This window comes from Rouxiella sp. WC2420 (assembly GCF_041200025.1).
In the GTDB taxonomy this organism is placed as follows: Bacteria; Pseudomonadota; Gammaproteobacteria; order Enterobacterales; family Enterobacteriaceae; genus Rouxiella.
In genome coordinates, this window is sequence record NZ_CP165628.1 from 997,488 (window position 1) to 1,012,155 (window position 14,668).

11 protein-coding genes are annotated in these 14,668 nt (G+C 50.4%); all 11 read left to right on the forward strand.

Going from position 1 to position 14,668, the window contains the following annotated elements; all coding sequences use genetic code 11:
- The 11 genes from bamA (at window position 1) to AB3G37_RS04730 (ending at window position 14,644) form a co-directional block, all read left to right on the forward strand.
- Window positions 1-2,427 carry an outer membrane protein assembly factor BamA gene (gene bamA, locus AB3G37_RS04680; protein ID WP_009638356.1) on the forward strand — a complete coding sequence of 809 codons (2,427 nt, stop codon included), beginning with the start codon at window positions 1-3 and terminating at the stop codon, window positions 2,425-2,427.
- 117 nt (window positions 2,428-2,544) lie between these two features.
- Window positions 2,545-3,045, forward strand: a complete 501-nt coding sequence (skp, locus tag AB3G37_RS04685) for a molecular chaperone Skp (protein ID WP_009638357.1) — start codon at window positions 2,545-2,547, stop codon at window positions 3,043-3,045.
- Window positions 3,046-3,047: 2 nt separating this feature from the next.
- Complete coding sequence (lpxD, locus tag AB3G37_RS04690; protein ID WP_369789857.1) at window positions 3,048-4,070, forward strand: UDP-3-O-(3-hydroxymyristoyl)glucosamine N-acyltransferase; 1,023 nt, start codon at window positions 3,048-3,050, stop codon at window positions 4,068-4,070.
- 170 nt (window positions 4,071-4,240) lie between these two features.
- Window positions 4,241-4,726 (forward strand): 3-hydroxyacyl-ACP dehydratase FabZ, encoded by a 486-nt coding sequence (gene fabZ, locus AB3G37_RS04695; protein WP_009638359.1) that lies wholly within the window; start codon window positions 4,241-4,243, stop codon window positions 4,724-4,726.
- Window positions 4,727-4,729: 3 nt separating this feature from the next.
- Window positions 4,730-5,518 carry an acyl-ACP--UDP-N-acetylglucosamine O-acyltransferase gene (gene lpxA / locus AB3G37_RS04700; RefSeq protein ID WP_009638360.1) on the forward strand — a complete coding sequence of 263 codons (789 nt, stop codon included), beginning with the start codon at window positions 4,730-4,732 and terminating at the stop codon, window positions 5,516-5,518.
- A 56-nt stretch (window positions 5,519-5,574) separates the two neighbouring features.
- A complete protein-coding gene (gene lpxB / locus AB3G37_RS04705) occupies window positions 5,575-6,723 on the forward strand; it encodes a lipid-A-disaccharide synthase (RefSeq protein ID WP_369789858.1) in 1,149 nt (382 codons plus the stop codon).
- Window positions 6,720-7,328, forward strand: a complete 609-nt coding sequence (gene rnhB, locus AB3G37_RS04710; protein ID WP_369789859.1) for a ribonuclease HII — start codon at window positions 6,720-6,722, stop codon at window positions 7,326-7,328. Before lpxB ends, rnhB begins: the two co-directional genes overlap by 4 nt.
- A gap of 70 nt (window positions 7,329-7,398) precedes the next feature.
- On the forward strand, window positions 7,399-10,881 hold the full coding sequence (gene dnaE / locus AB3G37_RS04715; protein WP_369789860.1) for a DNA polymerase III subunit alpha: 3,483 nt from the start codon (window positions 7,399-7,401) through the stop codon (window positions 10,879-10,881).
- A 12-nt stretch (window positions 10,882-10,893) separates the two neighbouring features.
- Window positions 10,894-11,853 (forward strand): acetyl-CoA carboxylase carboxyl transferase subunit alpha, encoded by a 960-nt coding sequence (accA, locus tag AB3G37_RS04720; protein ID WP_009638365.1) that lies wholly within the window; start codon window positions 10,894-10,896, stop codon window positions 11,851-11,853.
- Between the two features lie 255 nt (window positions 11,854-12,108).
- Window positions 12,109-14,259: a lysine decarboxylase LdcC gene (locus AB3G37_RS04725; RefSeq protein ID WP_009638366.1), complete on the forward strand. Its 2,151-nt coding sequence runs from the start codon at window positions 12,109-12,111 to the stop codon at window positions 14,257-14,259.
- A complete protein-coding gene (locus tag AB3G37_RS04730) occupies window positions 14,252-14,644 on the forward strand; it encodes a VOC family protein (RefSeq protein ID WP_369789861.1) in 393 nt (130 codons plus the stop codon). Before AB3G37_RS04725 ends, AB3G37_RS04730 begins: the two co-directional genes overlap by 8 nt.
- Window positions 14,645-14,668 lie beyond the last annotated feature (24 nt).

Consider the following 14,668-nt stretch of genomic DNA (forward strand, 5'->3'; position numbering starts at 1 on the left):
ATGGCGATCAAAAAGTTGCTCATAGCGTCGCTGCTGTTTGGCAGCGCGACCGTATACGGCGCAGATGGATTCGTAGTGAAGGATATTCATTTCGAAGGCCTCCAGCGCGTTGCCGTCGGTGCGGCGTTACTCAATATGCCGGTTCGCGTAGGTGATACCGTTACCGACGATGATATCAGTAATACCATTCGTGCATTGTTTGCCACTGGCAACTTTGAGGACGTTCGCGTTCTGCGTGATGGCGATACCCTGATTGTTCAAGTCAAAGAGCGCCCAACCATCGCCAGCATCACTTTCTCCGGCAATAAAGCGGTGAAAGATGACATGCTTAAACAAAACCTTGATGCCTCTGGCGTCCGGGTTGGCGACGCGCTTGACCGTACACAAGTCTCGAATATCGAAAAGGGCCTCGAGGACTTTTACTACAGCGTCGGTAAATACAGCGCGTCGGTAAAAGCCGTCGTGACTCCTTTGCCACGCAACCGCGTTGACTTGAAACTGGTCTTTACCGAAGGTTTGTCTGCTCAAATCCAGCAGATCAACATCGTCGGTAACCACGCATTCAGCACCGATCAATTAGTTTCCCAGTTCCAGCTACGTGACGAAGTGCCGTGGTGGAACGTCATTGGGGATCGTAAATACCAGAAGCAAAAACTTTCTGGTGACCTCGAAACCTTACGCAGCTATTACCTTGATCGCGGTTACGCGCGCTTCAACATCGACTCGACTCAGGTCAGTCTGACGCCGGACAAGAAGGGTATCTACATCACCCTGAATATCCACGAAGGCGATCAGTACAAAGTTGCCGGTGTTCAGGTTGCGGGTAACATGCAAGGTCACTCGGCTGAGATCGAAAGTCTGAGTAAAATCAGCAATGGTGAGCTTTATAACGGCGCCAAAGTGACCAAAATCGAGAATGATATCAAAGCTTTGCTGGGTCGTTATGGATACGCGTATCCAACAGTGACCACGCAGCCTGAAATCAACGATAAAGACAAAACCGTTATTCTGCATATCAATGTCGATGCCGGTAACCGTTACTATGTTCGCCACGTTCGCTTTGAAGGTAATGACACCAGCAAAGACAGCGTATTGCGTCGTGAAATGCGTCAGATGGAAGGTGCATGGCTTGGCAGCGATCTGGTAGACAAAGGTAAAGAGCGTCTGAATCGTCTGGGTTATTTCGAAACCGTTGATGTTGAAACTCAGCGCGTTCCGGGTACTGCCGATCAGGTTGACGTTGTCTATAAAGTTAAAGAGCGTAACACCGGTACATTTAACTTTGGCGTAGGCTACGGTTCAGAAAGCGGCGTCAGCTTTACCGTCGGCGTTCAGCAGGATAACTGGTTAGGTACGGGTTATCAGGCTGGCATTACCGGCACTAAAAATGATTACCAAACCTATACCGAGCTGACTGTTACCAACCCGTACTTCACGGTTGATGGCGTGAGCCTGGGCGGCCGTCTCTTCTACAACGACTTTAAAGCAGATGACGCGGACCTGTCCGAGTATACCAACAAGAGCTACGGTTTCGGCACCACGCTGGGCTTCCCGGTCAACGAGAACAACTCGCTTCGTCTGGGTGCGGACTATGTCCACAATGACCTGTCCAACATGGAACCGCAGGTTGCGATGTTCCGTTACTTGTACAGTGCGGGCAAAAATCCAAACGTTGTCGCGGGTCAGAATAATACGTCGGACGCGAGCTTTAGCGCCAATGACTTCTTCCTGACTACGGGTTGGGGTTACAACAACCTGGACCGTGGCTTCTTCCCGACAGCGGGTACCAAAGCCAGCCTGAGCGGTAAAATTACTGTTCCGGGTTCAACCAACAAGTATTATAAAGTCACCTTCGACGCTACCAGCTATCTGCCTCTGACCGAGAGTCACAAGTGGGTGCTGATGGGACGTGCTCGTGCCGGTTATGCTGACGGCCTGGGCGGTAAAGAAGTGCCGTTCTACGACAACTTCTATGCCGGTGGTTCAAGCAGCGTCCGTGGTTTCCAGTCGAATACCATTGGTCCTAAAGCGGCTTACTACAACTGCCCAACAGGTGCGACTTCCTATAACGGTTGTCCGGTAACCAACTCTGACGATGCGGTCGGCGGTAACGCGATGGGCCTGTTGAGTGCCGAGCTTATCGTACCTACTCCGTTTGTGGGTGATAAATACGTCAACTCACTGCGTACCTCGTTGTTCGTTGACTCTGGTACCGTGTGGGATACTAACTGGCACAATACCGCAGAAACTATTGCTGCCGGTATTCCAGACTATAGTAAACCAGGCAATATTCGTGCTTCATCCGGTATCGCATTACAATGGCAGTCTCCGTTGGGACCTCTGTCGTTCTCTTATGCGCAGCCAGTCAAGAAATACGAAGGTGATAAGCCAGAACAGTTCCAGTTTAACATCGGTCAAACGTGGTAATCTGTTAAAACTACTGAGCCTTATCAGCAGAAACGCATAAGGTCCGAGTAATTACTCAGGCCTTATGCGTAAATTACTGTGCTTTCGAGCACAAACGGGTGATGGAAGGAGTTTATAGTGAAAAAGTGGTTATACGCCGCAGGCCTCGGATTAGTTATGGCTGCTTCAGCTAGCGTTCAAGCTGCTGATAAAATTGGTGTTGTAAACGTTCAAGAAATTTTCCAGCAAATGCCAGCTCGTGAAGCTGTTGCAAAACAGTTGGAAAGCGAATTCAAAGGCCGTGCTACAGCACTGCAAGCTCAGGAAACTGCTCTGCAATCTCAGATGCAAAACCTGCAGCGTAACGCAAGCACAATGAAAGCCGCTGATCGTGCAAAACTTGAAAAACAAGTTATGGCTAACCGTGAAGATTTCTCTGCAAAAGCTCAGGCTTTTGACAATGACAATCGTAAGCGTCAGGCAGAAGAGCGTAACAAAATCCTGGGCCGCATCCAGGATGCAGTTAAAACTGTAGCAGCAAAAGATGGTCTGGATATCGTCATCGACGCCAACGCTCTGGCTTATGCATCTAACGATGCAAAAGACATCACTGACGAAGTGTTGAAACAGGTTAAATAAGCATGGTTTCAATTCGACTGGCTGATCTCGCACAGCAGTTGGATGCACAATTGCACGGTGATGGCGATTTCGTCATCACCGGCATTGCTTCAATGCATTCCGCACACTCTGAGCAAATCACGTTTTTATCAAACAGCCGTTACCGTGAACAGTTGGCTACCTGTAATGCGGGTGCTGTAGTGTTGACCGAAGCGGATCTGCCCTTTTGCCAAAGTGCGGCACTTGTGGTTAAAAACCCTTACCTGACTTACGCTCGCATGGCTCAGTTACTTGACACCACGCCAGCACCGGCTCAGGACATAGACCCGAGCGCTGTTATCTCTCCCGATGCTAAAATCGGCGATCGAGTATCAGTAGGCGCGAATGCAGTTATCGAATCTGGCGTTATATTAGGCGACGGTGTCATTATTGGTGCAGGTTGCTTTATCGGAAAAGATGCTAAAATTGGTGCCGGTACCCGTATCTGGGCCAATGTATCAATCTATCATCGCGTTGAAATTGGTCAGAAATGTCTGATTCAGTCAAACACCGTTATCGGTGCAGATGGCTTCGGATATGCGAACGATCGCGGTAATTGGGTGAAGATCCCGCAGCTTGGCACTGTGATTATTGGTGACTCTGTGGAGATCGGCGCCTGCACAACCATCGACCGTGGCGCACTTGACGATACGCAAATTGGTAATGGTGTGATCATTGATAATCAATGTCAGATTGCACACAACGTCGTGATTGGAGACAATACGGCAGTCGCAGGCGGTGTGATCATGGCCGGTAGCCTGAAAATCGGGCGTTCTTGCCAGATTGGCGGAGCCAGTGTCATTAACGGTCACATGGAGATTTGCGACAAGGCGGTTGTAACGGGAATGGGAATGGTGATGCGACCAATTACCGAACCTGGGGTATACTCCTCCGGTATTCCGTTACAGGCGAACAAAGTTTGGCGTAAAACCGCCGCGTTGGTTATGAACATCGACGAGATGAATAAACGCTTAAAAGCTGTAGAGCGTAGAATCGAAGAAGACTAACTTACCAACAACAAACACTAAAAATCAATAAGTAAGGTGATGATTTTGTTCTATAATTCATTGCCTTTACGATTCTTAGTCTCTATTTGCGGCCTGCAGAATGCTCCTCTTTGAGGGTCACGCAGGCCGTGCTATTGATGATATCAGTAATTTTAGACAGGACGAGTATTTTGAGCACTCCTACTCATAGCGATCACGAACATGAAGTTAGCGTAGAAGGTTTTGGTATTGGAGAAATACTTGAGCTGCTTCCGCACCGTTTTCCTTTTTTGCTGGTGGACCGGGTTATCGAGTTCACTCCGCATAAAAAACTTCGTGCAATTAAAAATGTTTCCTTTAACGAACCTTGTTTCCAGGGACATTTTCCCAGCAAACCGATCTTTCCTGGCGTACTGATTCTTGAAGCCATGGCACAGGCTACCGGTCTGCTTGCGTTTAAAAGCGTCGGTAAACTTGAGCCAGGTGAGCTTTACTACTTTGCTGGCATTGATGGCGCTCGTTTTAAAAAGCCTGTTGTACCCGGTGATACTATGGTGCTGGAAGTCGTTTTCGAGAAAACTCGTCGCGGCGTAACCTGGTTCAACGGCAAGGCATTAGTCGACGGTCAGGTAGTTTGTGAAGCCCAGATGATGTGTGCCCGTAGTCAGGAGAAATAATCCGTGATTGATAAAACCGCCTTTATTCACCCAAGCTCCGTAGTTGAAGAAGGGGCAGTTATTGGTGCCGGTGTTCACATCGGTCCTTTCTGCTATATCGGCTCTCAGGTCGAGATTGGCGAAGGCACCGAGCTTAAGTCACACGTGGTTGTTAATGGCGTGACCAAAATTGGTCGCGATAACCGCATATTCCAGTTTGTTTCCATTGGGGAAATCAATCAGGATCTCAAATATGCCGGTGAGCCAACGCGTGTTGAAGTGGGCGATCGCAACAATATTCGTGAGAGCGTGACCATTCATCGTGGAACCGTTCAAGGCGGCGGGCTGACCAAAGTAGGTAGTGATAACCTGCTGATGGTCAATGCCCATATTGCTCATGACTGTGTAATTGGCAATCGCTGTATCCTTGCCAATAACGCAACCTTGGGCGGTCACGTTCAGGTTGATGATTTTGCCATTATTGGTGGCATGACGGCGGTACATCAGTGGTGCATTATCGGTGCTCACGTGATGGTTGGCGGATGCTCCGGCGTTGCGCAGGACGTGCCACCGTTCGTTATAGCTCAGGGCAACCATGCGACACCTTTCGGTATTAATATCGAAGGGTTAAAACGTCGTGGTTTTGACAAACCTTCTCTTCATGCTATCCGTAATGCCTATAAAGTGCTTTATCGCAGTGGCAATACGCTTGAAGAATCGCTCCCCGAGATTGCCGCCATTGCTGCCGAGTTCCCGGCAGTACAGCCATTTAGCGATTTCTTTGCCCGTTCAACGCGCGGCATTATTCGCTAATAAAGAACCCGCACTCAGGTTCGCTGTTTAAGCTGCTCAACTGGATTTAAGAAATAATGGAAAAGCCCGTTCTGACAATTGGCCTGGTTGCCGGCGAAACATCTGGCGATATTCTAGGCGCGGGCTTGATCCGGGCTCTCAAGAGCCACTATCCCAATGCACGCTTTGTGGGGGTCGCAGGCCCTCTAATGCAGGCAGAAGGATGTGAGGCATGGTTTGAGATGGAAGAGCTGGCGGTGATGGGCTTGGTAGAGGTGCTTGGGCGTCTACCTCGCCTGTTAAAAATCGGTAATGAACTTACGCGACGGTTTAGCGAGCTTAAGCCTGACGTTTTTGTTGGCATCGATGCCCCTGATTTCAATCTTAGGCTGGAAGGCCGCCTTAAGAAGCGCGGTATTCGAACCATTCATTACGTCAGCCCTTCAGTTTGGGCCTGGCGACAAAAACGCGTTTTCAAAATTGGCAAAGCCACCGATTTGGTGCTGGCTTTCTTGCCTTTTGAAAAAGCGTTTTATGACAGATTTAACGTTTCCTGCCGCTTTATCGGCCATACGATGGCAGACTCTATTCCATTGCATCCCGATAAAAAACTGGCCCGCGAAGCGTTAGGTATTCCGCAGGATATCCATTGCCTGGCGCTATTGCCCGGCAGTCGGCACGCCGAGGTAGAAATGCTCAGCGCCGATTTCCTGAAAACAGCGTTACAGTTGCGAAAAACCTATCCAGATTTACACATTGTGGTACCTCTGGTTAATGCTAAACGCCGCGAACAGTTTGAGCGTATAAAGGCGGAAATTGCACCCGATCTTCCAGCACACTTGCTCGACGGCCAGGCGCGTAATGCGATGATTGCCAGCGACGCGGCTTTGCTTGCCTCGGGCACGGCAGCATTGGAATGCATGTTGGCAAAATGTCCGATGGTAGTGGGTTACCGTTTGAAACCGGTAACATACTGGATAGCCAGGCGTTTGGTTAAAACGGACTATGTTTCCCTGCCTAACCTGCTGGCCGGTCGTGAAATCGTGACCGAGCTGCTGCAAGAAGAGTGCGTGCCCGATAAACTTTCTGCCGCACTGCTGCCATTGCTGGCCGGTGGGGAGAAAAGTCATCAGTTGAAAGAAACCTTCCTGACGCTTCATGAAAGTATTCGTCGCGATGCCGACGAGCAGGCGGCGCAGGCGGTGATAGAGTTGGCGAATAAATGACAGACATTTTTACCTACCCACAGGCTAATTTAATCGCTGGTGTGGACGAAGTTGGGCGTGGCCCGCTGGTGGGCGATGTAGTGACCGCCGCGGTGATCCTGGACCCCGCAAGGCCAATTATCGGTCTGGCTGATTCCAAAAAGCTCAGCGAAAAACGCCGCGAATTTTTGTATCAAGAAATCAAAGAAAAAGCGCTGGCCTGGTGCATCGGTCGCGCAGATCCGGCTGAAATCGACGAACTGAATATCCTGCATGCCACCATGCTTGCAATGCAGCGCGCCGTAGCTGGGCTGGCAGTAACGCCTGATTTTGTGCTGATTGACGGTAACCGCTGCCCGGCGCTGGCGATGCCTTCGCAGGCTGTAGTCAAGGGTGATAGCCGCGTGGCAGAAATCAGCGCTGCGTCCATATTGGCAAAAGTTACCAGAGACCGTGAAATGGTTGAGCTAGATTTAGCGTTTCCTGAATACGGTTTTGCCAAGCATAAAGGCTATCCAACCGCAGCACATTTGGAACAGCTTGCTCGACTTGGGGCAACCGTTCATCATCGTCGCAGCTTTGCTCCAGTCAGGCGCGCGTTGGAAAATGTCGTCGTATCGGGTTAATCGCGGTACTCTAGCAGCATTGTTTACCCAGTTTTTATAACTGCCACCCTCATATGTTTGGTATCTGACTATGGCTGAACCTCGTTTTATTCATCTGCGCGTACACAGTGACTATTCCATGGTTGATGGATTAGCCAAGGTCGGCCCGTTGGTGAAACGAGCCGCTGCCCTCGGCATGCCTGCACTGGGTATCACCGACTTCACCAACCTTTGTGGTCTGGTTAAATTCTATGGGGCGGCACACGGCGCGGGGATCAAACCGCTGATCGGTGCAGATTTCAACGTCCATAGCGATATGCTGGGCGACGAATTGGCTCAGCTGACTGTACTGGCGATAAACAATCAAGGTTATCAGAATCTTACTTTGATTATTTCCCGTGCCTATCAGCGTGGCTACGGTGCGGCAGGACCGATTATCGAGCGTGAATGGCTGGCAGAGCTTAACGAAGGCCTGCTGTTGCTTTCAGGTGCCCGTCACGGCGATATCGGCAAATTTCTCACCCGCTCTAATCAGTTACAGGTTGATCAGTGCGTCGAGTTCTATCAGCAATATTTCCCTGATCGCTACTATCTTGAGCTTATCCGCACCGGTCGCCCGGATGAAGAAAACTATCTTCATCAGGCAGTTGCGCTGGCTGGAGAGACCGGTTTACCCGTCGTTGCGACGAATGACGTGCGTTTCCTGGTTGAAGGTGATTTCGATGCGCACGAGATCCGCGTGGCTATCCATGACGGCTTCACTCTCGACGATCCTAAACGTCCAAAAAATTACACCACGCAGCAATACATGCGCAGTGAAGAAGAGATGTGCGAGCTGTTTGCCGACATCCCCGAAGCGCTGCTCAACAGCGTTGAAATAGCCAAGCGCTGTAACGTGACTATCCGCTTGGGCGAGTATTTCCTGCCGCAGTTCCCGACTGGCGATATGTCTACCGAAGACTTCCTGGTCGAGTGCTCAAAGAAAGGTTTGGAAGAACGTCTGGAATTCCTGTTCCCAGATCCCGCAGTCAGAGCAGAGAAACGCCCGGAATACGACGATCGTCTCGATATCGAACTCGGGGTGATCAACCAGATGGGTTTCCCGGGTTACTTCTTGATCGTTATGGAGTTTATCCAGTGGTCTAAAGATAACGCCGTGCCGGTCGGGCCGGGGCGTGGTTCTGGCGCAGGGTCGCTGGTTGCTTATGCGCTGAAGATAACCGATCTGGATCCGCTGGAATTCGATTTACTGTTCGAACGTTTCCTAAACCCGGAACGCGTTTCGATGCCTGACTTTGACGTCGACTTTTGCATGGAAAAGCGTGATTTAGTTATCGATCACGTTGCCGAAATGTATGGCCGCGAGGCGGTTTCACAGATTATTACCTTTGGTACCATGGCGGCAAAAGCGGTAATCCGCGATGTGGGCCGCGTGCTGGGCCATCCTTACGGTTTCGTTGACCGTATTTCCAAACTAGTGCCGCCCGATCCGGGTATGACGCTGGAAAAAGCCTTCGCGGCTGAGCCACAGCTGCCTGAAATCTATGAGGCCGACGAAGAAGTCAGAGCCTTGATTGATATGGCGCGCAAGCTGGAGGGCGTGACACGCAATGCCGGTAAACACGCCGGTGGTGTCGTTATTGCACCGACCAAAATCACCGACTTTGCGCCACTTTATTGCGATGCAGAGGGTAAAAACCCGCTGACCCAGTTTGATAAAAATGACGTCGAATACGCCGGGCTGGTCAAGTTTGACTTCCTCGGCCTGCGCACGCTGACGATTATCGACTGGGCGCTAAATATGATTAACGCCCGTCGTGCTAAAACCGGTCTTGAACCGCTTGATATTGCTGCTATTCCGTTAGACGATAAGAAAAGTTTCGACATGCTGCAGCGCTCGGAAACCACTGCGGTCTTCCAGCTTGAATCACGCGGCATGAAAGATTTGATCAAACGCCTGAAGCCCGACAGCTTCGAAGATATGATTGCCCTGGTGGCGCTGTTCCGCCCCGGGCCGCTGCAATCAGGCATGGTAGACAACTTTATCGACCGTAAGCACGGCCGCGAAGAGTTGTCATATCCTGATATTCAGTGGCAGCATGAATCACTGAAACCTGTTCTGGAGCCGACTTACGGCATTATCCTGTATCAGGAACAGGTTATGCAGATTGCTCAGGTGCTGGCCGGTTACTCGCTTGGCGGCGCGGATATGCTGCGTCGTGCAATGGGTAAAAAGAATCCGGTCGAGATGGCCAAGCAGCGCGGCGGTTTTGAAGACGGTGCAAAATCACGCGGTATTGACGGTGAACTGGCGGTTAAAATCTTCGACCTGGTAGAGAAGTTTGCCGGTTATGGATTTAACAAATCGCACTCTGCGGCCTATGCGCTGGTGTCCTATCAAACGCTTTGGCTGAAGGCGCACTATCCGGCAGAATTTATGGCCGCGGTAATGACCGCGGATATGGATAACACCGACAAAGTGGTTGGGCTGGTCGACGAATGCTGGCGTATGGGGCTTAAAATCCTGCCGCCTGACATCAACAGCGGTCTGTATCATTTTCATGTTAACGACGACGGTGAAATCGTTTACGGTATCGGCGCTATCAAGGGCGTCGGCGAAGGTCCGATTGAAGCAATCATTGAAGCGCGTAACGAAGGCGGTTATTTTAGAGAGCTGTTTGACCTTTGTGCCCGTTCCGATACCAAAAAGCTTAATCGGCGCATTCTGGAAAAACTCATTATGTCCGGGGCTTTCGACCGCCTCGGCCCGCATCGCGCAGCATTGATGCACTCGCTGGGTGATGCGTTGAAAGCGGCCGATCAACATGCCAAAGCGGAAGCCATTGGCCAGGTTGATATGTTCGGAGTATTGGCTGAAGAGCCTGAACAGGTCGAAAAATCCTACGCCAGTGTTACTCCCTGGCAGGAACAAAAGGTATTGGATGGCGAACGTGAAACCCTGGGGCTATATCTTACCGGGCATCCGATCACTCAGTACCTCAAAGAAATCGAGCGTTACGGCGGCGGCCAGCGCCTGAAAGATATGCACCCGACCGATCGGGGAAAAATGACCATCGCAGTGGGTTTGGTTGTTGCTGCGAAGGTGATGATGACCAAGCGGGGTAACCGCATTGGTATTTGTACGCTGGACGACCGTTCTGGTCGTCTTGAAGTGATGTTGTTTACAGAAGCTTTAGAGAAATTTCAGCATTTGTTGGAAAAAGACCGTATCCTGATCGCGACAGGACAGGTCAGCTTTGATGACTTCAACGGCGGGCTTAAAATGATGGCCCGTGATTTAATGGACATCAGTGAAGCGCGTGAAAAATACGCTCGTGGTCTTGCTATATCGCTGACTGACAGGCAAATTGATGACCAGCTTTTGAACCGTCTTCGTGAATCGTTGGAACCTCATCGATCGGGGACGATACCAGTGCACCTGTATTACCAACGGGAGAACGCTCGGGCAAGGCTCCGATTTGGTGCTACCTGGCGTGTTACGCCAACCGATCGTCTGCTGCTTGATTTACGGTCTCTGGTAGGTACAGAGCAGGTTGAACTGGAATTTGACTAAAATAGGAATGCTATGAGTCTGAATTTTCTTGATTTTGAACAGCCGATTGCGGAGCTGGAAGCGAAAATTGACTCGCTGACTGCAGTCAGTCGTCAAGACGAAAAATTAGATATTAATCTGGACGAAGAAGTGGCGCGCTTGCGTGATAAAAGCGTTGAACTGACTCGTAAAATTTTCTCAGATTTGGGTGCCTGGCAGGTTGCGCAGTTGGCTCGCCATCCGCGTCGTCCTTACACTCTTGACTACATCAAGCACATCTTTACTGATTTTGATGAACTGGCGGGCGACCGTGCCTATGCTGACGATAAAGCTATCGTTGGCGGCATCGCTCGTTTGGGTGAACGTGCCGTGATGATCATTGGTCATCAAAAGGGACGCGAAACCAAAGAGAAAATTCGCCGTAACTTCGGTATGCCAGCACCTGAGGGCTATCGTAAAGCACTGCGTCTGATGGAAATGGCCGAACGCTTCAAACTGCCTATCATCACCTTCATCGATACTCCGGGCGCATACCCTGGCGTGGGCGCAGAAGAACGTGGACAGTCCGAAGCTATCGCGCGCAACCTGCGTGAAATGTCTCGTCTTAACGTACCGGTAATTTGTACCGTTATCGGCGAGGGCGGGTCTGGTGGTGCATTGGCTATCGGCGTGGGCGACAAAGTCAACATGCTGCAATACAGCACCTACTCGGTGATTTCACCAGAAGGCTGTGCTTCTATTCTGTGGAAAAGCGCAGATAAAGCACCGCTGGCGGCTGAAGCCATGGGCATTGTTGCTCCACGTTTGAAAGAGCTGAAACTGATCGACTCCGTGATCCCAGAACCTCTGGGTGGCGCGCATCGTGATGTTCCAGCAATGGCCGCTTCTCTGCGTGCTCAGCTTGAAGCTGATCTCGGCGAGTTGGACGCTCTGAATAATGAAGAGCTGCGTGATCGTCGTTATCAGCGTTTAATGACCTACGGTTATTGCTAATCCCTGTCGTCCTTCACGATGTAGGGGTGTTGGCTGCCTTTACTCACCCCGGTCACTTACTTGTGTAAGCTCCGGGGATGAGTGCAGTTGCCGCTTACCTACATCACGAATGCCCAAGGGTTATAAATCCGCGATTTAAGTGTGTTGAGTAACGATTATAAAATTTAAAGGGCAGTCTTTGGACTGCCCTTTTTTATTGTCTCCAGCCGCAGGGGTCGATAACCTGTGTTGTAGAAAACCAGAAGGATTTGTCAGATGAATATTATTGCCATCATGCGCCCGGAAGGGGTCTATTACAAAGATGAGCCAATCCGCGAATTGGATGCCGCCCTCGAGATTCTGGGCTTTAAGACGATTTATCCTCGTGACCGCGCTGACCTATTGAAACTTATTGAAAGCAATGCGCGCATCTGTGGCGTCATTTTCGATTGGGACCAGCACAGTACCGAGCTTTGTGTCGATATTAACGAGCTAAACGAATATCTGCCACTTTATGGCTTTATCAACACCCATTCGACGATGGATGTCAGCGTGCATGATATGCGTATGGTGCTGTATTTCTTCGAGTATGCGTTAAACGCTGCTGAAGATATTGCCAAGCGAATCCGCCAGTATACCGACGAATATATTGATCAGATTACCCCGCCGTTAACAAAAGCGTTGTTTAAATATGTGGAAGAGGGCAAATACACCTTTTGTACACCAGGACATATGGCTGGAACCGCGTTTCTTAAAAGTCCGGTTGGCACGCTGTTTTACGACTTTTTCGGTGCTAAAACGCTGAAAGCCGACGTGTCGATTTCCGTTACCGAGCTAGGCTCGCTGCTGGACCATACCGGGCCGCATCTGGAAGCCGAAGAGTATATTGCCCGCACCTTTGGCGCCGAGCAAAGCTATATCGTCACCAATGGCACGTCAACTGCCAATAAAATTGTCGGCATGTATTCGGCCCCGGCGGGGAGTACTGTGCTTATCGACCGTAATTGTCATAAGTCATTGGCACATCTGATGATGATGACCAATATTATTCCTATCTATCTGCGCCCGCTGCGCAATGCCTACGGTATTTTGGGCGGTATTCCACAGCGCGAGTTCACCCGTGACAGCATTGCCGGGAAGGTAGAACAGACCAAAGACGCCAGCTGGCCAGTACACGCGGTGATAACCAATTCCACCTATGACGGCCTGTTATACAACACCGATTACATCAAAAATACTCTCGATGTTGCCTCGATTCATTTCGATTCCGCCTGGGTGCCCTACACCAATTTTCACCCGATTTATGACGGTAAAAGTGGTATGAGCGGCGAGCGTATTCCCGGCAAAGTCATCTATGAAACCCAGTCGACCCACAAGCTGCTGGCGGCTTTTTCGCAGGCCTCGATGATTCACATTAAAGGTGATTACAATGAAAACACCTTTAATGAAGCTTACATGATGCACACTACCACCTCGCCAAACTACGGCATCGTAGCCTCGGCAGAAACCGCCGCCGCGATGTTGCGCGGGAATCCGGGGCGCAGATTGATTAATCGTTCGGTGGAAAGGGCGCTGCATTTTCGTAAAGAAATTCAGCGCTTACGTGAAGAAACCGACGGCTGGTTCTATGATGTCTGGCAGCCGGAAGATATTGATGAGGCCGAATGTTGGCCGCTGAATCCCGATGACAACTGGCACGGTTTTGCAAATGCCGATACTGAGCACATGTATCTCGACCCCATCAAGGTGACGATTCTGACGCCGGGCATGGATGAAACCGGCAATCTCTCGGCAGAAGGCATTCCGGCGGCGTTGGTTGCCAAGTTCCTCGATGAACGCGGTGTGGTGGTCGAAAAAACCGGGCCTTACAATTTGCTGTTCCTGTTCAGCATTGGTATTGATAAAACCAAATCGATGAGTCTGATGCGTGGTTTAACCGATTTTAAACGCGCCTACGATCTTAACCTGCGAGTAAAGAACATGCTGCCGGATCTCTATGGTGAAGATCCGGACTTCTATCGTCATATGCGCATTCAGGATCTGGCGCAAGGGATCCATAGGCTGATCATTAAACACGATCTGCCTTCGCTGATGCTCAAGGCATTCGACGTGTTACCGGAAATGAAAATGACACCATATGAGATGTTCCAGCATCAGGTGCGCGGTAATATTGAAGAGTGCGAAATTGATCAGTTGGTTGGTCAGGTGTCGGCCAACATGATCCTGCCTTATCCGCCCGGCGTGCCGGTGGTGATGCCCGGTGAGATGATTACCAAAGAGAGCCGCGCCGTGCTGGATTTCCTGCTAATGCTGTGTTCCATCGGTGAACATTTCCCTGGCTTTGAAACCGATATTCACGGCGCGAGGCTGACCGAGGACGGAAAGTATTGGGTTAAAGTTCTGAAAAAAGGAGTTTTGGATGCTTAAATTACGCCAGATTCATCACATCGCCATTATTGCCAGCGATTACGAAGTCAGTAAAAAATTCTACTGTGACGTGCTGGGCTTTGAGTTGCAGTCTGAAGTCTATCGTGATGCGCGCGATTCCTGGATGGCTAATTTGGCTATTAATGGGCACTATCAGATTGAGCTGTTCAGCTTCCCGTCTCCACCCGCCAGAACCAGCCGCCCTGAAGCCTGCGGCCTGCGCCATCTGGCGTTTAGTGTCGATGATATTGAAGCCTCGGTTGCCTTTCTCACTACAGCCGGCGTCGAGTGCGAGCCGGTGCGTGTTGATGAGCACACGGGTAAAAAATTCACCTTCTTTAGCGATCCCGACGATCTGCCTTTAGAACTTTATGAAATCGACTGATCTTATTTTTGATAGCCAGAAACG

What these genes read in the sequence shown, in the direction of transcription:
- bamA (WP_009638356.1), top strand. Translation starts at nt 1, where the DNA reads ATGGCGATCAAAAAGTTGCTCATAGCGTCGCTGCTGTTTGGCAGCGCG.
- lpxD (WP_369789857.1), top strand. Translation starts at nt 3,048, where the DNA reads ATGGTTTCAATTCGACTGGCTGATCTCGCACAGCAGTTGGATGCACAA.
- lpxB (WP_369789858.1), top strand. Translation starts at nt 5,575, where the DNA reads ATGGAAAAGCCCGTTCTGACAATTGGCCTGGTTGCCGGCGAAACATCT.
- rnhB (WP_369789859.1), top strand. Translation starts at nt 6,720, where the DNA reads ATGACAGACATTTTTACCTACCCACAGGCTAATTTAATCGCTGGTGTG.
- dnaE (WP_369789860.1), top strand. Translation starts at nt 7,399, where the DNA reads ATGGCTGAACCTCGTTTTATTCATCTGCGCGTACACAGTGACTATTCC.
- accA (WP_009638365.1), top strand. Translation starts at nt 10,894, where the DNA reads ATGAGTCTGAATTTTCTTGATTTTGAACAGCCGATTGCGGAGCTGGAA.
- AB3G37_RS04725 (WP_009638366.1), top strand. Translation starts at nt 12,109, where the DNA reads ATGAATATTATTGCCATCATGCGCCCGGAAGGGGTCTATTACAAAGAT.
- AB3G37_RS04730 (WP_369789861.1), top strand. Translation starts at nt 14,252, where the DNA reads ATGCTTAAATTACGCCAGATTCATCACATCGCCATTATTGCCAGCGAT.